This window comes from Acinetobacter sp. NyZ410 (assembly GCF_022828975.1).
GTDB classification, from domain to species: Bacteria; Pseudomonadota; Gammaproteobacteria; order Pseudomonadales; family Moraxellaceae; genus Acinetobacter; species Acinetobacter guillouiae.
Window position 1 is genome coordinate 697,153 of record NZ_CP094620.1, and the last position, 25,124, is coordinate 722,276.

Consider the following 25,124-nt stretch of genomic DNA (forward strand, 5'->3'; position numbering starts at 1 on the left):
GGAAGCATCCCAGTTATCGCTAAATGCGTCATTAAGATTCTGATGATTTAAAATTTGGATATTGATTGTCATATTGAAGTTCCTGTGATTTTTAAGCAAATTTTTAATCTATATAATCAATTAACAAAGGTAAATTATAAAGATTTTCTTAATTTACCTGCTTGAAATAAATTTATCAAATGCTTTTAAATAATTTTTTAAAAAATTGAACGAAACAAAATAGACGTATAATTATTATCATTAGATTACTAATAAAAAAATAGTATAAGGCTTGAAATAATCATCAATGAACATCATTTATTAGAAATTACTATTTAAAATATTGTTAGCTAATAACAAAAAGTAGAGTAGTAATAATGCTAATCAATTTTTAACATGAGGTGTTGTAATGGCGGTAAGTGAGTTAAATTTAATAGATGTTTTTGATGCTGGAGATATTGATAGTGAACGTGTCAAATTTAAGGTGAAGAAAGAATGTTGGCTAGATGATTTCCTTATTATGGATAATACTTACACTGAGAATGGTGCTATATCAAATAAATATCGACATGTTTATAATTTTGAATGTGTGAAATTATATCCAGGAGAAATAGTCTATCTTTACACTAAAAAAGGTAAAAACGTAGTCCCAACATACAATGATGAAAGTCGTACCCTTAGGTTCTATTGGGGATTGGGCAACACAGTTTGGAATAAGGATGGTGATACTGTTCATCTCATTAAGATAGAAAAACACGATAAGATAAAAGTTAATTAATAAATAACGTAAATCTTTTTAAATTGATAAAAGGGCGGGAGGGAGCGCCCTCTAGATTTGAAATTTTGAACTTGTAAATTACTTTGATGTTTTGATCTTAATCGGTAATATCTTGTTAATATTGTTTCAATAATTCATTACCCACCCGGCCATTCTGCAATTTTCTACTCTAAAAAATTTGCATCTGATATTGTCTTTCGCTAAGACTCATCGAAGATTGATCCGCATAGAATACAATACAATTCGTCAATTTTTATAAAACTTAGAGTAAATATGTAAAGATAATCTCACCTGAGTGTTAGTTCTAGATTGTTCATAAATACCTAAATAAAAATTTAGCAATAATGGACATTGGCTTTATCAAAAGCCAAGCCATAACTAATTACATCTGTTGCTTTCCAGCGTGGTACGGTGCGGTCGCCATGTGGATCCGTTGGTAACTGCCGACTAGGTGGAAAATTCTTATTGGTAATCACATTTCGTTTGGTGTAATCGAGTGAGTATTTAAAGTAAATGGCTATGTCATGCTCATCCCAAAGTTGGCATTCAATTGGAATAATTGGCTTTGCATCAATTTGCTTTAGAATTTTCAAAAGTGCTTTTTCAAGTAAAGAATCTATTTCCATATATTTAGTCCTCTAAATCTTCTGTTGGTTCGACTGTTTCATCATCAATAAAAGGTAGAGAATTAGGATTAAAAACATCATCTTCTATTTGTATTTGATTCATAGTTGAGTCACTTCATAGTTTGGGTTAGAAAAAATCCAGCATTTCACTGTGCGACGTCTTTCTGGCATTTCACTGTCAGCATTTAAATTTTTCACAGCATCTGTTGGAAAACGATTTGAGCTTACAGCTCGGTTTGATTCGATAAATTTGAAGCGTTGTGATGACTTGAGTAAGTTTTTCATCACAGAAATTTCAGGAAGTTTTTGGTACTGCATTGCTGCGACCTTATAAACTTCGTTAAGATTGATTGCGACAGTTTGAGCGTCATGTTCATGATGATTCAGACTAAATGCGCTACTTCTACCACTTTGTCGATATTCAAAAGCTTCCCAGAATTGCTCAACTTCTTGGCAATCGCCATTGAGTTGGTCTACACGTTGTTGTGCCATTTCCATCAACATATCTTGTGCTGAAGCCACTTCCTCATAATCAAGAAAGCCATTGAGCACATGCTCCGCAATCGCTTCAATCAAAGCAGCGATTTGTACATGACATAGGGCAATACGTGTATGTGTGATACCTACACTGTGATATTGATCTTCAAGGCTTTTTAATCTTTCCTGATATGTCGTAAGAATTTCATTTTCTTTGTGTAAGCAATGGGTCATGTAGGTGCATGCATCTTCTAACTCTATACGGTCGAGAGAATCGACAATTCGCCTTGTTTCCAATGATTGACCCTTACGATCAAAAGCTAGGTGTAAGGTACGAGTTAAAATGGCTTCAGATGCAGCAATTGCACTGTTTTGTGAAATCATAATTGCACCACGAAAAGGTGGCTCATATGTTTCATTGCCTGTAGTTTTTAAACCTTTTGAACGAATTGCATGACCGTTAAATGCATTTTTCAATTCATCCCAACTAAACTTTGCCTGCTTAATGCCATTACCTTTTGCATCATTACGATCCCTTTGATGAGAACTACTGGAAGATTGGATATTTGAGCAAAATTATGATAAATAGCTATGTTTGCAGATTTATTGGCATCAAATCCCTCATAATCTTTTCGACCGCTTAATTTTCACAAAAATTCAATTAAGTGGAACTTACCAGCACCTGCTTGACCGATAATTTCAATAAGTGGATAAGAGCTATGTATCGATCGGATTTAACAACACGTGGAGTTAAAGCATGTGTGTAGCACTCTTTTTTGCTGCACTGTGGGCATAGACCTTGTCGGTACCAATCACCTTCACGTTTGAAGTTGAAGATCTGATTTAGACGTTCATCGATGCGTCTTGAGATATCTGTCATTTAAATCTTCTATCTAGATATAACTGTATGAGTTTGTGTGTTTTTTACATTTTTGTAGCAAACGAATGCTTTTAAAAATGCTTTGACTACAATTGCTTGTCTTTATTTTGGGGATCTAATTGCGGGTGGTGTTTGACAATAAAATCACGAATATATACCGCCACTTTAGTGTCTTGCTCATAGGCAATTTTTTTAAGCTCTTTTAATTGATTATCAGTCCAACGGACTTGAGTCAGATTAGAGTGATTAGGTTTTGTTTGATCATTTGTATTAGACATGAGAAAATCACCAAAAAACGTACTTAGATACTTTGTATCTCCAAATATAGTATTAAGTATGGTGATTTTCAAGTGATTTTATTGGAAAAAGTATGAAAAATGATGATTTAAATAATCATGGTACACGTTTACGCGATGAAAGAAAGCGCTTGGGGATAAATACTCAGGATGAACTTGCTGAAATACTTCAAGTAAAAAAGAACTCTATTGTTCGTTATGAGAAACACAATGCACCGCTTGATATGGATCAGCTCGATTTACTAGAAGATCAAGGGTTTAATATTGCATATATTCTTTGGGGGAGTGCTGAAGTGAAGAACAGTGAGCTCTCTGAAGAAGAACTGAAGCTGATCACGCTTTACCGTCAAACACGTGAAGAAATGCGTGGGGGCTTGGTTTCATTGGTAGAGACTTATGCAAATCAATTCAAATAAGAAAAAAATATTTTGTTGGAAGACTTTTGGCTGGGCTAATTTAGTTGTTTTTGTGATATTCCTTCTTTTATCTTTTCCAGTATTTTTTAATTTCTTCGCAATTCATTTTTGGCATGTTCCAGAGTCAGAACTAAGTGATTATACAAAGTTAGGTCCTATTGGAGATATATATGGCAGTCTTAATACTATATTTACTTCTGCAACTTTAGCCTTTGTAGTGTATGCAACCTTGCTTCAACGACAAGCTAATGAAGACGCCCGTGAAGCAATGAAAAAGCAACTTCAGCAGGCAAGCGAAGATACAAAAAAACAGCTAGAGCAAGCTCGTGAAGCAACAGAAAAACAGATTTTTCATGCTAAAGAATTAGCTGACATACAACTTAAGCAATCGATGGACGTTTCTACTAAACAATTGGAATTATCGCAAGCTACTCATAATGAACAGATAAAAGAATCACAGATTTCTATTTTTAATAATAAATTTTTTTCATTTCTTAAATTTAAAAAAGAAAACTTAGAAGGTCTCAATTTTTACTTACTTGAAATGGATGATGGTCATAGAAAAGTTACAGCAGAGAGTTTATTATTGCAGTTAGCTAATCAAATAATTAGTCATTTAAAAATAATTTCTATAGACATTGAAAATGAAGATAAAAAATCTATTGAAAAATTCTTCTTAATGCAGTGTAACGCTTATTTTGATGATTTTAAAAATAGTACACTTTATTCTTATTTTCTAAATTACAAATCATTAATTAACATGGTCATTGAGTCTGACTTAGACATTGATGAGAAAAAGGATTACTTTAGAATTATCAGTAATTCAATGTCATATGAAGAGCAAGTGGTTTTGTTTTTTATTGGACCTACCTATCAAGTTTTTATGGATTTTATGAAAAATTCCGAAATATTTATTCAATTCTCAGGGGAAGATTTTAATACGTTTGCTATTAAGTTCTATGATGTAAGTTATTTTGCAAGTCCCTATTGGAAATACCATTTCAAAAATAAATTTAATTAAACCCCAACCTAAGTTGGGGTTATTTCTTTAAGTTTGTACGGCTTTGGCGATTTGCGAAACCTGGTGATGTAATGTATTTATAATTGAGGTAAATTCCTGGTCACTCAGGGGAATATCGATTTTCATTTTTGTCATTGCCAATAGAAATAATTCAAGATTTTCTATTGGGTATCTAATTTCATCCAATACTTGTTCTGCTGTCATATCTTTATGACTGTTAATTTCAATCATAGAGCTCATTTCTCCCCCTATCTGTTGATCATGGGTGTATTCTGCAAAAAAATGCTGAAAAAATATAGTCTTGTGCGGCTGAATAAGTCGTATTAAGACACTTGATTTTGTAGTAAAATCAAAATTTCTATCAAATCAATTGAGTTAATTACAAATTTGAATTAACAGGATGTCACACAATTTGAATTAGAAGCGGAGGTGCGCAAAGGCTGCTCAAAAAATGAAGCATGCGTTAAACCTCCCAAAATAGAATCGACAGGGTCAACAGAACAGTAATAAAAAATACTGCAGTGTCACGTAGATTTTTGAGAAGTTGCTTGCGTTTGATTGAACGTTAGCGAAGGGTATACGCCTGAATGTTGTAGATCTGGGTATGTTCTTTTACATTTTTTTGAGTACAAGTGTGCTTAGAAGCTAATGTTTTCATTTGCTTTTCCTCGTTCAAGTTTTATTTAAACCTGAAACCATCACTTCTCACGGTAATGGTGACAGACTGAACAGGGGTGAGAATACCGCGAACGAAGAAGCGGCCAGTCCTAAAACTGCCCTGTCCAGCCTGCCAAAGAGCAGCAAAGCTGAATTTTACGCAAAAAAATAGCCCATAGACGGACTTTTTGCGTCTTCGTTCAAAATATTTCAGGTTCTCACGCCTGACTAGAGATTTTGCCCTAGTCAAATTAGAGTATCTTAGATATTATTAGCACATCAATACTTTATAATAATTTTTCGGGTGGTGTTTAGTGTGAGTGAAGTTATAGATAATGAAGATTTAAAAAAAGCAGAGAAAAGAAATAAAGAATTTAATGAGAAATTTAAAAAGATAACTCAGCGAATTGATAATATTAAAAATCATGAACTATTTGATTATGAAAATATGCAAGACGGAGAGTTAATAAATATAGAAAGTATAACTTCTATGAGGGCGGGTATTGAAACAATATTCAATTATGTAACAAGAGAATTCCACTCTCTTGAGAGCGATTGGATATTAGATATATTTGTTGAAAGATTTAAGGAAATTGAAAATGATTTTCAAGCTTTTGATTCTGCATTAAAAGCAAATTTAAAAAATAATAATATTTCTCATATAGGCTATGATCCTAACTCACTAACATTTAATCAATATTTTGACCGTATGGTTCAGAAAGTTGACCATTTGCGTTATTCGTTAGAATATTTGTTAAGACTTAATTCTAATCTCAAGAATGATGCTAATAAAGTACTGTTATTAAGTAATAATGAATTAGTTGAAGGTTTGAAAAAAGCAAAATTATCATTAGAAAAAGAAGTAGAAGATTTTAGAAAAAGTAGAGCAATTTCAGAAAATGCTAAAACTGAAGATATTTATGATAAGGCTGTAAAAAAGTATAGAAAATATGAATGGATAAATCGTTCAGTTTTCCTTATATTATTAGGTCTTGTTATTCTAATCTCTTTGATTTTTTGGGACAGTGATTACCTTAATAATATTATCAATGAACCAACTTATGCAAAGTCAGCTATTTTTTGGTCTGTTAAAATTACGAGTTTAATTGCAGGTGTAACACTCATTACCTATTTTCTAAAACAATCCTCCCATTACCAGCGTCTTGCAGATCAAAATTATCAGACTCAACTTGAGCTTCAAGCTTATCCAAGTTTTATGGAAAGTATAAATATTGAAGAAGCATCAAGTGTTCGTAAGGAGCTTGCTCTTAAATACTTTGGTCGTGAGATTGATGGTGCTGCACATAAAGATATGAGTAATCTGATTTCTGATCAGATGAAAAGTACAACAGAAATGGTAAAGGCGACTACTGAAGCAATTAAAAATTTGAAGCAATAGATTTAGGAAATTCTCTTATGAGTCAAATGCTAAATCTATTTTAAGTTTCATAATTTTTATAAATAATGGTGATCAAATTGTCAATCAAAAAAATAAGTGATAGTACAGATATTATTGAAAATGCTTTTGAAGGTGATTTTTTAGGAAGAAAAGCTCTTGCAGATTCACTCGAAGGATATGTTTCTCGCTTACAAGCGGGAGCAACGATTGCCATTGATGCAGAATGGGGTGCTGGTAAGTCTTGGTTCGTGAACCATTGGAAAAAGCAACTTCAGGATCATGGATATAAAGTTATTTATTTGAATGCTTTTACTCAAGATTATATAGATGATCCATTTCTAACAATTTCGATGGAAATAGTAAATCATTTAGATGCCGATGAAGAAATAATAGATATTTTGAAAAAACATATTGGTAATGTTTGGCGAAATTTTTTACCTCAAGCACCAATGCTTCTATTTACTGCAATATCCACACTTGCTGGTGGTGGTTATTTTGCTCAACAAGTAAATGAATTCATCAATGATTTGAAAAATTCTGGCGATTTTAGTGAACATCTAGGTACTATTTTAAATCAACAATTGGAAGAGCATTTAACTGCACAAGTTGAAAATTATGAAAAAGAAAAACAAACTGTTGAATATTTTAAAAAATGTTTAAATCAAATTACTCAAAATCAAGACAAGCCTATAATTTTTGTTGTTGATGAATTGGATAGATGTAAACCTGAATTTTCAATTCGCTTAATTGAAAGAATTAAGCATTTTTTTGATGTTCCTAAATTTGTATTTGTTTTGGCTATGAATAAATCTCAATTGGAAGAATCTATTAATTCTTATTATGGGTTTAAATCTGAAAATAATTATTTAGATAAATTTATTGATGCAACTATTATTCTAAAACACAATATAAATATGAAAGTCGATTATGAGCTTGCCATTGATAATTTTATTGATAAAATGGGGGTAAGTTTTGGAAGCGATGCTAATGTTTATTGTGTAAAGGAGTTGTGCAAAGTATATAAACCTAATCCAAGAGAATTAGTTAGGGTAATCAATAAGTATTCTTTTTTGTTTCGAAATGAATTTAATGAAAATCAAAGTGTTTTTTTATTTTTAGTTCTTATGGATTTTGAGATAGATGGAGTTAAAAATATTAATTTTAATGCATTTAGAAGTAATTTAAATACTAGATTGGTTAACTTATATTCTAATGACTATAGTGAATATGAAGAAAAATTAAGTTGTGGGGGGAGTATGCAAGTTTGTTAGATTTTTTGCTTAATAAGAAAATTAAAAATACAGGATTAAGTGATTATTTAAAAAGAATTGATTTGGATATAAGGCATGTACAAAGCAGTTATAAACTTGTTGATTTAAGTAGCTACTTCCCAAATTTTATTAATATAAATCATTCAAAAGATTTGATTAAAGCTTGGTATGATTATATATTTATGATTGCTGAATTTATTGAATAAAAATTTTATATTATTGATGTGGTGGTTTTATGAGTCAGGTGGATGAATTTAATAAGATTTTGACGGATTTTGGTTTTTCTGAAGATATTAAATCAATAGTTATAATTATATTTTCAACTTTACTTTTATTAACTATGACGATGACGGTGCTGGAAAAGTCAGGTCTTCTAAGTTTGATTAGTAAAATATTTAAAAAACCGAACCCTATAGAACATGAAATCAAGGCACTTGATGAATTAATGAAATTAGAAAAAATTAAAGAGAGTGATGCTAAAAAACACCCGTACTACAATCTCTCTTTTATTTTGAAAGAGATAGCACTTCTTAATAATTATTTTAATTCTAATTTAAACAATTTACACACTTTAAAGTACATGTTTTCACGACAAGATAATAAACGAGCTTGTAGGTTATATTCGCCCAACATTACTCCTTTTTTAGTAAAAGAAATTAATGATTCGTATGAATTGAAAAGCTGTATAAATAAATGGTATGTAATTTATATTCCAGCAGCTTTCTGGCTAGCTGGCTATGTAAGTCTTGCAGTTTGGCTGCTATATGGCTTTATAGGAACTGAAGTTTTTCAGAAAGGATTGTGGGTAGGTATCATTTTTTATATTTTTATTGTTTTTATAACCTTGTTTTTTGCTTGGCTATTCAGTTTTTTAATTTGGCCATTTCAAGCTAAGTTGTTTGTTGGATTAAAAAAAAGAGAGCTTTAATAAATTATTAAAGCTACCTAAGCAGATTTCTCTTCAGCCAATTAAATAAAGGAACCCAGCTGCGCTCGTAATCAAACCAACTAATACGCCAACAATAAAAGGAAAAATCCACATTAATTTTGATCCTTATGTATTTGCTGATTTAAATGTAATTGTCCATGAGAATTCGTTTTAATATCTATACTTGGATGTTTCAGAAGCTTTATTTCACTCATCAAACGTGTGCTTTGATAATCCAACATCATGCAGAGAATGAGTAAAGAAATAATGATAAGAATATCAATTGCAATAAATCCGTAAATCATCGATAAGTCCTCTTGTTGTTTTCATGATTAGTTTGACAAGCAATACATAAGGTTACTGCACCATATTTTTGACGTTCTGGTGGAATGTCATTACCACATTCTTCACACTCTGATAGTGATGGTATGGTGTAGTCTCTTGGCGTAACATGGACCTGTTCTAGTTGTCTTTGTTGTGCTTATCAAGTATGTCTACCACTGTCATTCCTCGCTTGTTGATCATGTATAACTACTGTTTTTGGTATAAGTTAAGGTGAAAACTGTACCGCTTTGATGCTCAGGTGGAATGTGATTGCCATATTTTTCACATTCTGATTGTGAGTGTTCCACCGGTCCCTCTTTAATGACGCATTTTTATAATAAATATCAGTATGCGATAAATAGCACCTGATCACTTAACAATGACAGTTAATATTTTTAATTTCAATCATTTAAAACTTAACCAAAGGTGTACATATTTCTTGCCTATAGGAAAATTAATTAGATATAGTTAAAAGTATTTTAAATAATTTGAAAATATTTTATTTTTCCCGCTATTTTGAAAAATAACTAAATGATCTCAGTACGGCTTATCCAGTAAAGAAGATTGGTTTTATTTAAGGAAAATCAAGGACACACCATGGAGATACAGAAATCATAATCGGAGTAAAATTATAATGAATCTAAGTATTATGATCATCATTGGTTTAATCGTGTATTCGATAGCAGCCATGACTTATGTATACCGTTGGCGAGGAAAAGCACGTTATGACTCACTCTCACAATATTTAAGAAAAAGCTGGCCTATATTTGCACCATTTAATTGTGTTCTTTATATGACGACACGTAGCTTTGCAAAAAAGCCAATATTAGATGCTGATTTTTTGGAAAATATTGAAGTGCTTAGAGCCAATTGGACAATTATTAGAGATGAGGCTATAGCATTGGAGTCATCAGGTGTGTTTGAAGTGATCAAGACACCTGGAGCAGACGGTTATTATGATGTTGGTTTTCGCACTTTTTACAAGCGTGGTTGGAGTAAATTTTACTTAAAATGGTATGGAACAACCCATGTTTCCGCGCAAAGATTATGTCCCAAGACATTGGCATTACTTAATCAAGTCCCTGCTATTCGCGGTGCCATGTTTTCACTGTTACCAGCAGGTTCTGAACTGAGCTTACACGCAGATCCTATCGGTAGTAGTTTTAGGTATCATCTCGGTTTGCTGACACCTAACGCTGAAAATTGCCAAATTAATATTGATGGGCAAACCCGTACTTGGTTTGATGGTAAAGATTTTGTCTTTGATGAAACCTACCCACATTTTGCATATAACACAGCAAATTCAGCGCGTTTGATTCTGATGTGTGATGTTGATCGTCCGATGAACCTATTCGGACGAATTTTTAACAGTGCTTATCGTATTCTTGTTAAAGGAACCGTTGTTCCAAACACGCCTGAAGATAAAAGAGGGGTGTATAGTGCGATTTTTAAATTTTTTGCGCCATTTAGACAGTATTCAATACAATTCCGTGAAAAGCATTTCAAGACGTATAAAATACTCAAATTCATTTTAAATTTAACGCTGCTATCTCTGATTTTTATGCTCTTGTATGGTGTGGTTTATTTAATTGAAATGCTCTTTTTAATGAATTAAAAATAACGTATTTTCTCACTCATTTAAGGGATATCCTTGCTCTGGTTGATGCCGAATTTTACTATTTTGTCTTTTTAGAGCGACTTCTACATCACTAAGCTTGTCTATAGACGCCAATAGGTTGATATCTGATTCATGAATTTGATCACCATGTTTTAAAGTATTGGTCTTTATAAAACGCTTCGTTTTTTCTATTTAAATCATAAAAATATATAAAGCTGTAACTGACTACTTATGTTGAAAAAAATGTGAAATTTATCGAAACTTTCACCCCATTGTTTTTATTTGGTTGTATTGCTGTTATATTGTTTTATGTGAACATTTGTAAGTGCTCTTCCAAGGCTGTATTTTGCATTCTGTCTTAAGTTTTGATGTATTTGGAAGAAATTGATATTTAAAAGTGGGCGATTTAAATAACTAACGTGTTAACTGAAAGTGCAAATGAGGTAAACATGAAATTAGAATTCTTAGAAGCTCATCAGACCGAACAGCTCAGTGCTTGTCGACTATCGCTGATTTTAGGGGTCTATACCTCAAATAATAAAATTGAACGCTATTTACGTGTAGCGCGTGCCGTTCTCAATGTCGAAAATGCTTTTTTTACTTTTCATAATGAGCCTTATATTTGGGTTGCAAATGAAAATGGTGATTTCAAAGCTGCGTCAGTTCCGCATAAATTGAGTTTATCGCCGTATTTTGGCAATCAGCTCATCGTTTCAGAAACCCATAAAAATTATGAAAAATTCTCACAATATATGGCTGAAATTGGAATAAAACACCAACGCTTATTGTGCTATGACTTTAAGCTAGAAGATGATGATTCTATTGCACATGTTTATTTTTATGATGATAAAGATACAAGATTTACAACTAAGCAGCAGGCTTTATTAGAAGAACTTAGCTCAGGTTTGGTGACGATTTTAGCGCGTAAATCTGAATCTCAAGATTATTATGAGTTATATGAACAAGAACGCGCTTTAAATTTTAGTAAGACCAAGTTTTTCCAAGTCATTGCACATGATTTACGTGCGCCGTTTCATGGGTTAATTGGCTTTTCGGATGTTTTAGCAAACGAACGAGAAACATTAACTGATGATGGTATACAGGATATTGCAGATTATCTGCATGATACCTTGCAATCAACTTATTCTCTACTTGAAAACTTGCTCAATTGGGCGATGGCAGAAGGTGGGCGCTTTGTTTATCATCCGATTAATTTTAAATTAAAACAGACCACAAAGATCGTTTACGATGTGCTTAAGCCTTTGGCGGTAAATAAAAATATACAACTGATTGAAAATGTCGCTGAGGATTTAAGCGTTTTTGCAGATATGAATATGGTGACCTCGGTAATTCAAAATCTGGTTTCAAATGCCTTGAAATTTACCCGTACTGATGGTTCTGGAAAAGTTTCCATTGTTGCGCACCCAGTAGGGAAAAATATAGAAATTATTATTCATGATACTGGTTTGGGAATGACGCAGTCGCAAATTGAACAACTGTTTGAACCACAGATCAAAGCCAGTATAAAAGGCACCATTGGCGAACGAGGAACAGGATTAGGACTGGTTCTATGTAAACGGTTTGTGGATCTCAATCATGGAAAAATTTCTGTAAGCTCTAAAACAGGAGAGGGAACGACTTTTATTGTTGCGTTACCCGCTGCAAAAAATACCCATCAAACTTTAGTTTGTCCTGAAATCAAGCAAGATAAAATAAAAATTTCATAATTCTATATTTGAATAATTTAGCTTGATTGTGACTGGTGGTTTTTTAAGCTTTGTTTTTTAAGAAAAGTACAAAAACCTCCCTAAATGTAAAGCAAACTGCTATAAATAACTTGATAAAACATAAGTACAGGCTTTTCAATGAACATTGAGCAATTGCAAAAAACATTACATGCAAGTCAGTATGCAGAACAAGTATTAAGTCTACATCAAGCCACTTTAGAACATGATTATGCAATTGATCAATTTCAACAATCGCTCAGTACTGCACAAATTCAACAACTCGTTTACGATCATTTAGTCAATATACAAGATGAAAATACGTGGATGAAAGTCTTACGTATTCTTCGTGCACGCTTAATGTTTCGCTGGATTTGGCAAGATGCCAACCAACTCACCAATGTGGTGAAGTTGACACAAGAACTGTCTGATTTTGCAGATGCCTGTATCGTTGCAGCAAAAGATTTTGCCCGAATTCCTTTGCTGGCAAAACATGGCGAACCGATGGGGTATAACGGTAAGATTCAAGATTTGATCGTCATTGGGATGGGCAAGCTTGGCGCACAAGAGCTGAACTTATCTAGTGATATTGACCTGATTTTTGCCTTTGATGAACAAGGTGAAAGCAATGGGCGTAAGTGTATTGATGTACAGCAATTTTGCATTTTGTGGGGGCAAAAACTGATCTATTTATTGGATCATATTACCGCAGATGGTTTTGTATTTCGTGTGGATATGCGTTTACGTCCTTGGGGGGATGGTTCAGCACTGGCAATAAGTCATGTGGCTTTAGAAAAATATTTAAGTCAGCATGGGCGTGAGTGGGAACGTTATGCATGGATTAAGGCACGTATTATCACGGGTGGACAAGACGGTGATAGTTTATTGGACATGACCCGCCCATTCGTTTTTCGTAAATATGTAGATTACACCGCTTTTGAAGCCATGCGTGAAATGAAAGCCATGATTGAACGAGAGGTGGCTCGGCGTAACATTGCAGATGATATTAAGCTGGGCGCTGGTGGTATTCGTGAAGTTGAATTTATTGTGCAGGTTTTTCAGCTGATTTATGGCGGAGCAAAATTAGAATTACAAGACCGCCAATGCCTTGTTAGCCTAAAACATTTGGGTGAGGCAGGCTTACTCGATCATCAATCTGTTGAGGATCTTGAAGATGCCTATCTATTCTTACGACGTGTAGAGCATGCTATTCAAGCTTTGAATGACCAGCAAACACAATCTTTACCGACAGAGCCTGAACTTCGTCAGCGAATAATTGATACCTTGGGTTTTGATGATTGGGATGCTTTTATTAATTTTCTCAACCAAAAGCGCAGCAAAGTGACTTTTCAATTTGAGCATTTGATTAAAGAAAAAGGGCTAGATTCTCCGATTGAAAGTTTTAGTCAGCTGGAAAGCCAACTCAATGAGATCTTAGACAGTAATGCACAAAATCTGATTCATGAGTTTTGGTATGGTCATGCAATCAAGAAACTGCCTGCTAAAGCTGTACAGCGTTTAAAAGAATTTTGGCCGCATTTGGTTGAGGCAGTTTTACAGTCGAATAGCCCGCAAGTGGCTTTAATGCGATTGATGCCGCTGGTCGAATCTGTAATGCGCCGTACTGTGTATTTGGTGATGCTGATTGAAAGCAAAGGGGCGCTGCAACGTTTGGTCAAAATGGCGACAGTCAGTCCATGGATTTGTGAGGAATTGACACATTATCCAGTTCTGCTGGATGAGTTTTTATCCATGGATTTTGAACTGCCTCGACGAGATTATTTGGAAGACTCACTACGCCAACAATTACTGCGTATTGAAATCGATCAAGTTGAAGATCAAATGCGCGTATTGCGCTTATTTAAAAAATCTAATGTGCTGACGGTTGCCGCAAGCGATGTACTAGCAGAAAGCCCGTTGATGAAAGTTTCGGATGCTTTAACGGATATTGCAGAAGTTTCTGTGATCGCGACATTAAATTTGGCTTATCAGACGGTTGCCAAGCGTCATGGTTATCCTGTCGACGCAGAAGGCTTACGCTGTTCATTAGACCACATGGCCTATGCTGTGATTGGTTATGGCAAAGTAGGCGGCATTGAACTGGGCTATGGTTCAGACCTCGATCTGGTTTTTATTCATTATATGGATGAGCAAGCAGATACCGATGGTCAAAAGGCCATAAGCGGTTTTGAATTTGCCATGCGTGTTGCGCAAAAATTTATGTCTCTGATGACCACACAAACTTTAGATGGTCGAGTCTATGAAATTGATACCCGTTTGCGCCCATCTGGTGAAGCAGGCTTATTGGTCACCAGTTTAAAAGCATTTGAACAGTACCAACTCAAAAGTGCCTGGTTGTGGGAACATCAAGCAATTGTTCGCGCACGCTCAATCGCAGGTGAGCAAAGCCTAAGAGCAAAATTTGAAGAATTGCGTTGCAGGGTTCTCACATTACCAAGAGAAGAGGAAACGGTTCGCAAAGAAGTCTTGAACATGCGCCAGAAGATGAAAGATCATTTGGGTTCTTCAAAAGATCAGAAAAAAGATGGAATTTTTCATCTAAAACAGGATGCAGGTGGTATCGTTGACATCGAATTTATGGCACAGTATGTCGTATTAGCCTGGAGTGGGACGAATCCTGATCTCGCCCATTATTCCGACAACGTACGAATCCTTGAAGATGCCGCAAAGGCAGGTTGCTTATCCAGCGACGATGTATCCGCATTGATTCAAGCTTATCTCAGTGAACGCGCCGAGAGCCACCGTTTGGCACTTGCAAATCATAATATGCAAGTGAGTGCTGCGGATTGGCACGATACCCGAGAGGTCGTTTGCAAGTTATGGCAAAGATTAATTGATCCAACAGCGAGTTTCGCTTTGGAAAGTGAATAATTGTGTAAAAATTTGGAGTGTGCGCCATGAATTTGGCTGATCGTGATGGTTTTATTTGGCAAGATGGACAAATGGTTGATTGGCGTGAAGCTAAAATTCACGTCTTAACTCATACATTACATTATAGTATGGGTGTTTTTGAGGGTGTCCGTGCTTATGAAACACCTAACGGTACTGCGATTTTCCGTCTCCAAGACCATACAAAACGTTTGTTAAATTCTGCAAAAATTTATCAAATGAAAGTTCCATTTGATCAAGCAACTCTTGAACAAGCTCAAATTGATGTTGTCCGTGAAAATAAATTGGCGTCATGCTATTTACGCCCAATTATTTTCATTGGTTCGGAAAAATTAGGTATCGCTGCAACTGATAATACCATTCATGCGACAGTTGCTGCATGGAGCTGGGGTGCTTACCTTGGCGATGAAGCAATGGCGAAAGGTATTCGTGTTAAAACCTCATCATTTACCCACCATCACCCTAACGTGACCATGTGTAAAGCCAAGGCTTCAGGTAACTATACTTTGTCTATTCTTGCACACCAAGAAGTGGCACATTCTGGTTATGATGAAGCAATGCTTATGGATCCTCAAGGGTATGTATGCCAAGGTTCAGGTGAAAATGTATTCTTAGTCAAAGATGGTGTATTACATACACCAGATATTGCTGGCGGTGCATTGGATGGGATTACGCGTCAAACGATTATCACCATTGCGAAAGATATGGGTATTGAAGTTGTTGAACGTCGTATTACCCGTGATGAATTCTATATTGGTGATGAAGCATTCTTTACTGGGACTGCTGCTGAAGTAACGCCGATCCGTGAATATGATGATCGTGAAATTGGTTCAGGTGCACGTGGTCCGATTACTGAGAAGATTCAGAAAGCATTCTTTGATGCTGTTCAAGGTAAAGATCCAAAATATGCACATTGGCTGACTTATGTAAAATAAGTGGCTGAATGCTAAAAAAGGATTCCTAGAGGAATCCTTTTTTTGTGCTTAGATTTGAGTATTGAAACAATTGAAAGAAAAATTCAAATGCTAAAATTAAGCTTTAAACTGAACAATACTATTGATTAAACCTGATAAAAATCTCGATACCAATCTACGAATTGCTTAACACCATCATCAACAGATACCGATGGTTTGTATCCGACCATCTGTTCTAAAGCACTGCTATCCGCAAAAGTATCCGGCACATCGCCCGGTTGTAATGGAAGTAATTCTAAAATTGCTTCTTTGCCTAAAGCTTTTTCAATGGCATGAATATATTCAATCAATTTTACTGGATTGTTATTGCCGATATTGAAAATACGGAAAGGCGCATAACTGGTCGATGGATCAGGGTTTTTGCTGTCCCAGTTTGGATCAGGTTGTGCAATTTGATCACTTGAACGAATCACACCTTCCACAATATCTGAAATAAAAGTGAAGTCACGGGTATGGTTGCCGTGATTGAACACAGGAATAGACTTGTTTTCAATAATGTTCTTGGTGAACTTAAACAAAGCCATGTCTGGACGGCCCCAAGGACCATAGACAGTAAAAAAGCGTAAGCCTGTTGTTGGTAAATTGAAGAGATGGCTATAACTGTGCGCCATGAGTTCATTGGCACGTTTGGTTGCCGCATAGAACTGTACAGGATGGTTAACACCATGTTTTTCACTAAATGGCATGGTGGTATTCGCACCATAAACACTACTGGTACTGGCATAGGTTAAATGTGGCGTTTTGGCATAACGGCATGCTTCAATAATATTGGTAAAGCCAATTAAATTACTTTCGACATAGCTCAATGGATTTTCTAATGAGTAACGGACACCAGCTTGTGCAGCCAAATGAATCACCCGATCAAATTGATGATCTTGAAAACATTGATCAACGATTGCTTTATCAGCAAGATTGGCATGAATAAAAGTGAACGTTTGCTGGGTTTGTGCCGCCGTATCTTTGAGAACTGCTAATCGGGCTTGTTTTAAGGTGGGGTCATAGTAATCATTCATATTGTCAAAGCCGACAACATCATCACCACGTTCTAAAAGTTTTTTTGCAACATTGAAGCCAATAAAACCTGCTGCACCTGTGACGAGGACTTTCATTCATCTGCTCCGAAAATATCTCGTGTATAGACTTTATCTAATACATCACTTAAGTCATTAGAAACTCGATTAGCAATAATCACATCACTTTGCTGTTTAAATTGTTCTAAATCATTGACGACTTTGGATTTAAAGAACTCATCTTCTTGTAACGTTGGTTCATAGACAATCACTTCAATTCCCTTGGCTTTGATGCGTTTCATCACACCTTGGATTGCTGACGCTCTAAAATTATCTGAACCACTTTTCATCACTAGGCGATAAATACCAACTTTATTGGGGTTACGTGCGATCACCGAGTCTGCGATAAAGTCTTTACGCGTACTGTTTGAGTCAACAATGGCTTGAATCAAATTACTTGGAACGTGATTATAGTTAGCTAAAAGTTGTTTGGTGTCTTTCGGTAGGCAATAGCCACCATAACCAAATGACGGATTGTTATAGTGATTACCAATACGTTGATCTAGACAAACACCATCAATAATTTGATGAGTATCTAAGCCAAAAATTTGCGCATAGGTATCCAGTTCATTGAAATAGGCAACGCGCATAGCGAGATAGGTATTGGCAAATAACTTAATTGCTTCAGCTTCAGTTGCGTCGGTAAATAAAACAGGGCTATCCTTTTTGATGGCGCCTTCGATCAATAAGTCAGCAAACAGTTTAGCGCGATCAGATTTTTCCCCAACAATAATTCGGGAAGGGTACAAATTGTCATGCAATGCCTTTCCTTCACGTAAAAATTCTGGAGAAAAGATAATATTTTCAGTGTGGAATTTTTCTTTTAAGCTCTTGGTGAAGCCGACAGGGACAGTTGATTTAATCACCATCACTGCATTGGGGTTGACCTCTAAGACTTGCTGAACCACGCTTTCGACACTTTGCGTATTAAAATAATTGGTTTTGGTGTCGTAATCCGTTGGTGTTGCAATAATCACAAAATCTGCATTGCGATAAGCTGCTTGATAATCTGTCGTGGCTGTAAAATTTAATGATTTTTCTTTTAAAAATAATGAAATATCCGCATCTTGAATGGGCGATATTTTATTGTTGAGCAAGTTAACCTTAGATTCTAAAATATCTACTGCAACAACTTCATGATGTTGTGCAAATATCATTGAATTGGATAAGCCAACGTAACCTGTTCCAGCGACTGCTATTTTCATAAAAACCTAATATAGAAAATGTGCTTGCAAAAGTTGTATTCAATTTCACTGAGATTTCATTTAAAGATTGCTCAATAAAATATCGAACAATTAAAATGACTGTGCTCAATGTAAATTGTTAGCGCATCATAGCATATTCTCATGAAACAAATTGTTCAGCATATGCAATCGAATACAGTAACTTGGCGATGGTAATGGTATGATATGGGGATTGCTCAGGTGGAAGATTGATGCATGCAGGTCAATGAATCAAATTTACAGTCGAATTTAGTTGAATCAGAACAGAATATCGTTTTGTGTATGAAGTGGGGCAGCAAATATGGTGCTGATTATGTCAATCGCCTATATAACATGGTCAAACGACATACCACAATTGATTTCCAAATGGTCTGTTTGACTGACCGTACAGAAGGTATTAATCCAGAGGTTCAATGCTTTCCAATTCCGCCGTTAGCATTGCCTGAAGGAAGTCCTGAACGTGGATGGAATAAGTTATCGACTTTTGAACCTGATTTATATGGTTTAAAAGGTAATTTGTTATTTTTAGATCTTGATGTGGTCATTGTAGACAACATTGATGACTTCTTTAGCTATCCGGGTGAATTCCTCATTATTCACGACTGGAAACGTCCTTGGCGTGTGACTGGCAATAGTTCAGTTTATCGTTTTAAGTTGGGTACTTTTCCTGACATCTTGCCTTATTTTCGTGAAAACTTTAAAGAAATTAGTCATAAATTTCGAAATGAACAAGAATATTTGTCTTGGTATGTCGATCAGCAGCAAAAACTCAGCTACTGGCCAAAAGATTGGTGTAAGAGTTATAAATACCATTGTTTGCAAAAGTTACCGCTTGCTTATTTCAAGCCACCAGTTAAGCCACAAGATGCCAAAATTATTATTTTCCATGGGGAAATTAATCCACCTGATGCCGTGACTGGAGGTGGGGGTAAATGGTACCGCTATGTGTTGCCTTCAGACTGGATTAAAGACGCTTGGCAATAATTTTATTTAGATGATTTGAGAACAATATAGATGCAAAACCTTGATATCGTGATTGCTTGGGTCGATGGCAATGATGTTGAGTTAAAACGTAAACGTCAGCAATATCTCACTGGTGGTGATGCCTCAGATGCTGTGAGCGATACACGTTTTGCCAGTAATGATGAGATCTATTACAACATTGCATCTATATTGAAGTATGTGCCTTTTTGCCGTCATATTTTCATTGTTACAGATAATCAGCAGCCTGAGTTTTTAAATGAATTTGTAGCGCAAGGTCTTTGTGATGCAAATAAAATTCGTGTCGTTGATCATCGTGAGATTTTTGCTGGTTATACGCAATTTCTACCTACGTTTAACACTCGGTCAATTGAAAGCATGTTATGGAATATCAACGGGCTTTCAGATTACTTCATCTACTTAAATGATGACTTCTTTTTTAATTCACCCGCTCAAATTGAAGATTTTCTTGAGAGCAATAAAATCGTCACCTATGGGCACTGGAAAAGTTGTTTTAGTTACAAGACCAAGCTGAAATACCGTCAATTTTTAAATCGTAATTTTAATAAACCGATTCAACCTGGTCATGTGATCGCACAAATGCTGGGTGCTGATATTTTAGGATTTAAAGAATTTTTTGAAATCCATCATTATCCACACTGTGTCGATCGTAAAATTTTAAGTGAATACTTATTGCATCATCCAGACCTATTGGAAACACAGATTAAATATAAATTTAGAAGTGTCGAACAACTAAATCCGATTTCATTGATGAATCATTTAAAGATTCAAAAAAATGAAGCTGTTTTAAAGCCTGATTTAGCTTTGGCTTATTTGAAGAATGCTGAAAGTTTAACTGAGTTCGTAGAAGCATTGAATCAAGACAATATTAAATATGGTTGTATCCAAAGTTTAGATCAACTGAATTCTGAGAATGCTGCACAGGTACGTCGTAAAATGATCGATAAATTATATGACTATTTACCTAAATCAGTGATTTCAGCTAAAGTTTTATCGTAGGAAGCCAATCATGAAAGTTAAAACATATCTGATCAATTTAGATGGTAGTGATGAGCGGCTTGCTCGCGCAACAGAACAGCTACAGGCGGTAAACTGGGAGTTTGAGCGTTTTTCTGCTTATGATGGCCGTGGCAAAGAATTGTCATCTTTTCAGGATTATGATGATGCGTTAACGCAGCAAACTTTAGGAAGACGTTTACTCAATTCAGAACTGGGCTGTTATCTCAGTCATTATGGCTGCGCTCAGAAATTTTTAGCAAGTGATGCGGATTATCTTGTTGTCTTAGAAGATGATATGAAAATTACAGCTGATTTCAAACAATCTATGGATCAAGTTTTAGCTTATTTAGATCGCCATCAGGCGCTAGATTGGTATTTGGTGAATTTAGCGGCAAAGAAGAAAAAGTTAGCCAAAGATATTACTCAGTTAGGTGACTATTCATTGTGGCATGCTTATTATTTTCCTATTCGTGGTTTGGGTTTAATCTGGTCACGTAAAGGTGCTGAAGCGTTTATTGCACAAGGCAAAACAATTGCCATGCCTGTTGATATCTTTTTTCAAACTTGGCTGAGTAAGAATGGAAAAGGATTAGGTGTTTGGCCTGCTTTTGTTCGCCCAGCAGGTTTGGATAGTGATATTTTAGGTACAGTTGCAACACAAGGAATATCTCGTAAAGAGAAAGAAAATCGTGACCATTCTTATGGTTTTAAGAAGCAAAAACGTATGTGGCGTGATCGGATGTATGCATTTAAACATCTTTATTTTTAAGTGTACAAAGATGTTCTAGTAAATGACGTAATGAATATTTTAAATACTGTATAGTTTAAATTTTATTGGTTCTGCTTTTTTGTAAAAAATATTGGATTTTTTATATGAAAATTTTTAAAAAATTATTTTATTTAGCTAAATTTCATATGATGTACTATTACAAAATTAGACATACCAATCAAAAAATTGATAACTATGCAGGACAACTGATTTTTAATCCTGTTGCTACACCCATTGAATTACCTAAAAAGATATGGATGTATTGGGAAGGTGATTTTCCTGAGTTTGTTGAAAAGTGTATTCAAAATACTCAAGCAAAAAATCCATCTTATCAAGTGTATGTACTTAATCCTGAAAATGTAAGTGAGTACAGCGATATTGATTTTTCTTTATTGAAGGGGGCGACACCTCAACAAAAGGCTGATTTACTCAGATTTGATCTGTTATATCGGCATGGCGGGATTTGGTTAGATGCCAGTATTATTGTCTATGAAAATCTAGACTGGATTTCTGAATTGATGCAAAAGAATCAGACGGAATGTTTTTCTTATTATCGTAAAAAAAATACCACGCAGATCGATTATCCAGTATTGGAAAATTGGTTGTTGGCAACTGTTAAAAATAATGTTTTTTTTAAATATTGGTATGATGAATTATATTTAGCAATTCAACAAACACCTGAACGTTATGTAGAAAATATTCGAAATACCCAAGAAAACAGCAAAGATATTTTTCAAAGAATTGGTAATTTAGAATATTTAGTGGCCTATGTTGCTTGCCAAAAAATACTTAGAAAATCTTTCCCAAGTATTACTTTGATTGATTGCGATGAAAATGCTTTTTTTTATCAAGTGAAAAATCAGTGGGTAAAAGAAAAGATTTTGATTGATTTTGCTATTAATTATCCGCCTGCCGAAGCGCCTAAATTGTTAAAATTGGCAGGGAAGGAACGAAAAACACTCAGTCATTATTTTTCAAAGAAAATGTATTTCGAAGGTAGTTTTCTCGATATTTCTTAGCAAAGTATGTAAGTAAGGATGCTAGCACGACAAAAAAATAGTAAAATGGAGTTATTGCTTATAGTCACACCCCTATGAAAAAAATCGTTATTAGCCTATCGACAGCACTTGAACGTAGACAACATATATTGAGTGAGTTTGGTAAAAAAAATGTAGATTTTGATTTTTTTGATGCTTTAACTCCAGAACCTGCTGCTATTTTCGCACAAGCGCTGCATTTAAACATTGATGAGCAAGTTCTAACAAAAGGTGAAGTTGCTTGCTTTATGAGTCATGCCTATTTATGGAAGAAAATGGTTGATGACAATACCCCGTATATGGCGATATTTGAAGACGATATTTATTTAGGTGAAGATATTAATGAATTCCTTTCTGATAGCCAATGGATAGATCCAAGTTGGCATCTTATTAAATTAGAGGAATTTACACATAGAATTGCATTAGGCAAAAAAGTGAAGGCTTTTAATGATCATAATAATAGAGCTATTTTTCAATTAAAGAGTAAAAATCTAGGTACAGCTGGCTATATATTGTCTTTAGATGGTGCAAAAACATTGTTGGGCTACATTCAAACATTAGATAAGTTAATCGCATTAGATCACTTAATGTTTGAATGCGTGATTACGGAAAATATTTTCTCTATTTATCAAATGAAACCTGCGTTATGTATTCAAGATGTAACCCTGTATTCATGCAAAGATAGCGTTAAGTTTGCCAGTCATTTATATAAAGAGCGTTTGACGAGAAGAAAATACAATAAAAAGAAGGGGATAGATAAAGTTGTTTTAGAATTCTATCGTATATTGCATCAGCTAAAATGTATCCTATTTTTTAAGTCGGTAGGTTTTAAATAAATAGAGTAATTTATGAAAAGTTTTGTTATTAGTTTAAAGTCAGCAGAAGACCGTAGAGCCCATATTCGAGAGCAATTTGAAGAGAAAGATATTCCTTTTTCTTTTTTTGACGCTATTGAGCCGCATTCAATTGCAACTCAAGCGGAAAAAATTAATTTGACGCTTTGTAAAAATGAGTTAAGCCAAAATGAATTGGCGTGTTTATTGAGTCATGTTTCACTTTGGCAAAAAGCAATCGACGAAAAAATCCCAGCAATCGCAATTTTTGAAGATGATATTCATCTTAGCCAAGATGCTGAACTGTTTTTAAAAGATGCAAACTGGTTAAGTCATGATATTGTGAAAACTGAAAAAGCTTATGACAAAGTATTTTTAGACTTAGATAGAACAAAGCTTTTTAATAATAAGAACTTTTTTTTAAGAAGATTGAGAAAAGCCCATCTTGGTGCTGCAGGTTATATTTTATCTTACAATGGCGCGATGGAGCTTGTTGAATACTTAAAAAAACAAGACGTTTTTGACCATGTCGATCAAATGATCTTCAGAAAATATATTTCTGAACGAAACTCAGGTGTTTACCAATTAGTACCTGCATTATGTATTCAAGATTATATACTCAATCCCAATGAGCAAAAATTTACGACAAGCCTCCAATGGCGAGACCAAGTTGTATCTAAGCCGAAAGGACTGCAAAAAATTTTAAGAGAAGTCAGTCGGGTTTTTATTCAACTTGCCGACCTTCCGTTTAAAACCAAACTCGAATTTACCAGAAGCTCTAAAGATTAATTTATTTAAAATCAATTAAATAAGTAGTCTTGTGGTTTTATGATCGCTTAATTGTTATATAATCAATTTTTTGTGTTCGTAGAGATTGTTTTTGTAGTGAATTTTGTTATTAGTTTAGATTCTGCTCTTGATAGAAGACAGCATATTTATTCAGAGTTTGAAAAGCACTTAGTATCATTTAGTTTTTTTGATGCAGTTACACCTGCAACGATTATAGAAAATGCGAAAAGTGTAGGTATTGAACTAACACGGACAGGTCTTTTAACACAGGGCGAGGTGGCTTGCCTTTTAAGTCACGTATTACTATGGAAAAAAATTGTCGAACAAGATTTAGAATATATGGCAATTTTTGAAGATGATGTACATTTTGGAGAAAATCTACAAAATTTTATTGATGATTTTTCATGGATTCCTAAAAATGTACATCTTATAAAATTAGAAGCTTTTGATAAAAAAGTGGATCTCTCATTTTTTCCAAATGCGATAATCAATGATAGGGCACTATATCAACTTAAAGCGAAGCATCTCGGCGGAGCAGGTTATATCTTATCAAGAGAAGCAGCAGAATATTTTCTGGCATCTATTCGTAATATGCCTGAGTTAGTTCCAGTCGATCACATATTATTCGGTTGTCATGTAAAATATGCAAAGTATAAAGCTTATCAAATGGTGCCAGCAATTTGTGTTCAAGATTTTTATTTACATAAAAAATATGATAATTTTCCGAGTCATTTAGAGAATGAGCGTGCTATTCGCCACGAATCTGACAGGATTGAGCAACATCGGCAGAAAGAAGCAATGACTATACTTAGTAAAATTCAGAGAGAAGTTTTACGATTATTTCATCAAATTTTCAAATTATCGGCATATCGATCTATAAAATTTAAATGAATTTAATTTTCACTGTTGCATCAAAATCGCTAGGTATTAGTGTTTGTCTAGAACTGTTGAGGAAAAGAGAAAGCGTCTTGGATATTTTTAGATCTATTGAACGAACGATCTTAACTCCTGTTTAAGCTACAATATTTTCTTTACAAGATTAAAAGTTAAATGCCACTGATTTTCACTTTTAGTTAATGAGTCGGTGTAAGTTGATTGAAAACAGATAATTTAACAATCAAGCT

Annotated in this window: 23 protein-coding genes and 2 pseudogenes; 18 read left to right on the forward strand and 7 right to left on the reverse strand. The window is 34.5% G+C overall.

What is annotated here, in order from left to right:
• Positions 1–388: 388 nt before the first annotated feature.
• Complete coding sequence (locus MTO68_RS03325; RefSeq protein ID WP_244015000.1) at positions 389–757, forward strand: hypothetical protein; 369 nt, start codon at positions 389–391, stop codon at positions 755–757.
• Between the two features lie 335 nt (positions 758–1,092).
• On the opposite strand, the gene MTO68_RS03330 is transcribed toward MTO68_RS03325, so the two are convergent.
• The 3 genes and pseudogenes from MTO68_RS03330 to MTO68_RS03340 form a co-directional block, all read right to left on the reverse strand.
• On the reverse strand, positions 1,093–1,383 hold the full coding sequence (locus MTO68_RS03330) for a hypothetical protein (RefSeq protein WP_244015002.1): 291 nt from the start codon (positions 1,381–1,383) through the stop codon (positions 1,093–1,095).
• Positions 1,384–1,482: 99 nt separating this feature from the next.
• Positions 1,483–2,594, reverse strand: a pseudogene (locus MTO68_RS03335) (toprim); the annotation flags it as partial.
• Between the two features lie 232 nt (positions 2,595–2,826).
• The gene (locus tag MTO68_RS03340; RefSeq protein ID WP_244015004.1) at positions 2,827–3,018 is read right to left on the reverse strand and encodes a hypothetical protein; all 192 of its coding nucleotides are present in this window, start codon (positions 3,016–3,018) and stop codon (positions 2,827–2,829) included.
• Between the two features lie 92 nt (positions 3,019–3,110).
• On the opposite strand from MTO68_RS03340, the gene MTO68_RS03345 reads away from it, so the two are divergent.
• Positions 3,111–3,452 carry a helix-turn-helix transcriptional regulator gene (locus tag MTO68_RS03345; protein ID WP_244015006.1) on the forward strand — a complete coding sequence of 114 codons (342 nt, stop codon included), beginning with the start codon at positions 3,111–3,113 and terminating at the stop codon, positions 3,450–3,452.
• On the forward strand, positions 3,433–4,473 hold the full coding sequence (locus MTO68_RS03350; RefSeq protein WP_244015008.1) for a putative phage abortive infection protein: 1,041 nt from the start codon (positions 3,433–3,435) through the stop codon (positions 4,471–4,473). The genes MTO68_RS03345 and MTO68_RS03350 overlap by 20 nt, the downstream gene beginning before the upstream one ends.
• A 27-nt stretch (positions 4,474–4,500) precedes the next feature.
• Here the strand turns inward: MTO68_RS03350 and MTO68_RS03355 are convergent, their stop codons facing one another.
• A complete protein-coding gene (locus MTO68_RS03355) occupies positions 4,501–4,713 on the reverse strand; it encodes a hypothetical protein (RefSeq protein WP_244015010.1) in 213 nt (70 codons plus the stop codon).
• A 733-nt stretch (positions 4,714–5,446) separates the two neighbouring features.
• Here MTO68_RS03355 and MTO68_RS03360 point away from each other — a divergent pair.
• The 4 genes from MTO68_RS03360 to MTO68_RS03375 all read left to right on the forward strand — a co-directional run bounded on the left by MTO68_RS03360 (position 5,447) and on the right by MTO68_RS03375 (position 8,728).
• Positions 5,447–6,529 (forward strand): hypothetical protein, encoded by a 1,083-nt coding sequence (locus MTO68_RS03360; protein ID WP_244015012.1) that lies wholly within the window; start codon positions 5,447–5,449, stop codon positions 6,527–6,529.
• A gap of 77 nt (positions 6,530–6,606) precedes the next feature.
• Complete coding sequence (locus MTO68_RS03365) at positions 6,607–7,800, forward strand: P-loop NTPase fold protein (protein WP_244015014.1); 1,194 nt, start codon at positions 6,607–6,609, stop codon at positions 7,798–7,800.
• Positions 7,794–8,006, forward strand: coding sequence for a hypothetical protein (locus tag MTO68_RS03370; RefSeq protein WP_244015016.1), 213 nt, complete (start codon positions 7,794–7,796; stop codon positions 8,004–8,006). The genes MTO68_RS03365 and MTO68_RS03370 overlap by 7 nt, the downstream gene beginning before the upstream one ends.
• A 29-nt stretch (positions 8,007–8,035) precedes the next feature.
• Complete coding sequence (locus MTO68_RS03375; protein ID WP_244015018.1) at positions 8,036–8,728, forward strand: hypothetical protein; 693 nt, start codon at positions 8,036–8,038, stop codon at positions 8,726–8,728.
• A 301-nt stretch (positions 8,729–9,029) separates the two neighbouring features.
• On the opposite strand, the pseudogene MTO68_RS03380 reads toward MTO68_RS03375, so the two are convergent.
• A pseudogene (locus MTO68_RS03380) lies at positions 9,030–9,209 on the reverse strand (TraR/DksA C4-type zinc finger protein); the annotation flags it as partial.
• A 477-nt stretch (positions 9,210–9,686) separates the two neighbouring features.
• Here MTO68_RS03380 and MTO68_RS03385 point away from each other — a divergent pair.
• The 4 genes from MTO68_RS03385 (at position 9,687) to MTO68_RS03400 (ending at position 16,239) form a co-directional block, all read left to right on the forward strand.
• Entirely contained in the window at positions 9,687–10,667 is a 981-nt protein-coding gene (locus tag MTO68_RS03385) for an aspartyl/asparaginyl beta-hydroxylase domain-containing protein (RefSeq protein WP_244015020.1), read from the forward strand.
• A gap of 452 nt (positions 10,668–11,119) precedes the next feature.
• Complete coding sequence (locus MTO68_RS03390; RefSeq protein WP_004819037.1) at positions 11,120–12,397, forward strand: HAMP domain-containing sensor histidine kinase; 1,278 nt, start codon at positions 11,120–11,122, stop codon at positions 12,395–12,397.
• Positions 12,398–12,535: 138 nt separating this feature from the next.
• Positions 12,536–15,286: a bifunctional [glutamate--ammonia ligase]-adenylyl-L-tyrosine phosphorylase/[glutamate--ammonia-ligase] adenylyltransferase gene (gene glnE / locus MTO68_RS03395; RefSeq protein WP_004819039.1), complete on the forward strand. Its 2,751-nt coding sequence runs from the start codon at positions 12,536–12,538 to the stop codon at positions 15,284–15,286.
• A 26-nt stretch (positions 15,287–15,312) separates the two neighbouring features.
• Complete coding sequence (locus tag MTO68_RS03400; protein WP_004723137.1) at positions 15,313–16,239, forward strand: branched-chain amino acid transaminase; 927 nt, start codon at positions 15,313–15,315, stop codon at positions 16,237–16,239.
• Positions 16,240–16,364: 125 nt separating this feature from the next.
• Here MTO68_RS03400 and MTO68_RS03405 read toward each other — a convergent pair whose 3' ends face one another.
• Together MTO68_RS03405 and MTO68_RS03410 are read right to left on the reverse strand one after the other, a co-directional pair.
• Positions 16,365–17,387, reverse strand: coding sequence for an NAD-dependent epimerase (locus MTO68_RS03405; RefSeq protein ID WP_244015022.1), 1,023 nt, complete (start codon positions 17,385–17,387; stop codon positions 16,365–16,367).
• The gene (locus MTO68_RS03410; RefSeq protein WP_004723131.1) at positions 17,384–18,553 is read right to left on the reverse strand and encodes a nucleotide sugar dehydrogenase; all 1,170 of its coding nucleotides are present in this window, start codon (positions 18,551–18,553) and stop codon (positions 17,384–17,386) included. Before MTO68_RS03410 ends, MTO68_RS03405 begins: the two co-directional genes overlap by 4 nt.
• A gap of 234 nt (positions 18,554–18,787) precedes the next feature.
• Here MTO68_RS03410 and MTO68_RS03415 point away from each other — a divergent pair, with 234 nt between their 5' ends.
• The 7 genes from MTO68_RS03415 (at position 18,788) to MTO68_RS03445 (ending at position 24,891) form a co-directional block, all read left to right on the forward strand.
• On the forward strand, positions 18,788–19,555 hold the full coding sequence (locus MTO68_RS03415; RefSeq protein ID WP_004723130.1) for a hypothetical protein: 768 nt from the start codon (positions 18,788–18,790) through the stop codon (positions 19,553–19,555).
• 30 nt (positions 19,556–19,585) lie between these two features.
• Positions 19,586–20,572 (forward strand): Stealth CR1 domain-containing protein, encoded by a 987-nt coding sequence (locus tag MTO68_RS03420; protein ID WP_244015024.1) that lies wholly within the window; start codon positions 19,586–19,588, stop codon positions 20,570–20,572.
• 10 nt (positions 20,573–20,582) lie between these two features.
• A complete protein-coding gene (locus tag MTO68_RS03425; RefSeq protein ID WP_209826839.1) occupies positions 20,583–21,341 on the forward strand; it encodes a glycosyltransferase family 25 protein in 759 nt (252 codons plus the stop codon).
• Between the two features lie 104 nt (positions 21,342–21,445).
• Positions 21,446–22,360 carry a capsular polysaccharide synthesis protein gene (locus MTO68_RS03430; protein ID WP_244015026.1) on the forward strand — a complete coding sequence of 305 codons (915 nt, stop codon included), beginning with the start codon at positions 21,446–21,448 and terminating at the stop codon, positions 22,358–22,360.
• Positions 22,361–22,434: 74 nt separating this feature from the next.
• Entirely contained in the window at positions 22,435–23,214 is a 780-nt protein-coding gene (locus tag MTO68_RS03435; RefSeq protein WP_244015028.1) for a glycosyltransferase family 25 protein, read from the forward strand.
• Between the two features lie 12 nt (positions 23,215–23,226).
• A complete protein-coding gene (locus tag MTO68_RS03440) occupies positions 23,227–24,000 on the forward strand; it encodes a glycosyltransferase family 25 protein (RefSeq protein ID WP_244015030.1) in 774 nt (257 codons plus the stop codon).
• A gap of 96 nt (positions 24,001–24,096) precedes the next feature.
• Positions 24,097–24,891 (forward strand): glycosyltransferase family 25 protein, encoded by a 795-nt coding sequence (locus tag MTO68_RS03445; RefSeq protein WP_244015950.1) that lies wholly within the window; start codon positions 24,097–24,099, stop codon positions 24,889–24,891.
• The last annotated feature ends 233 nt before the right edge of the window (positions 24,892–25,124 follow it).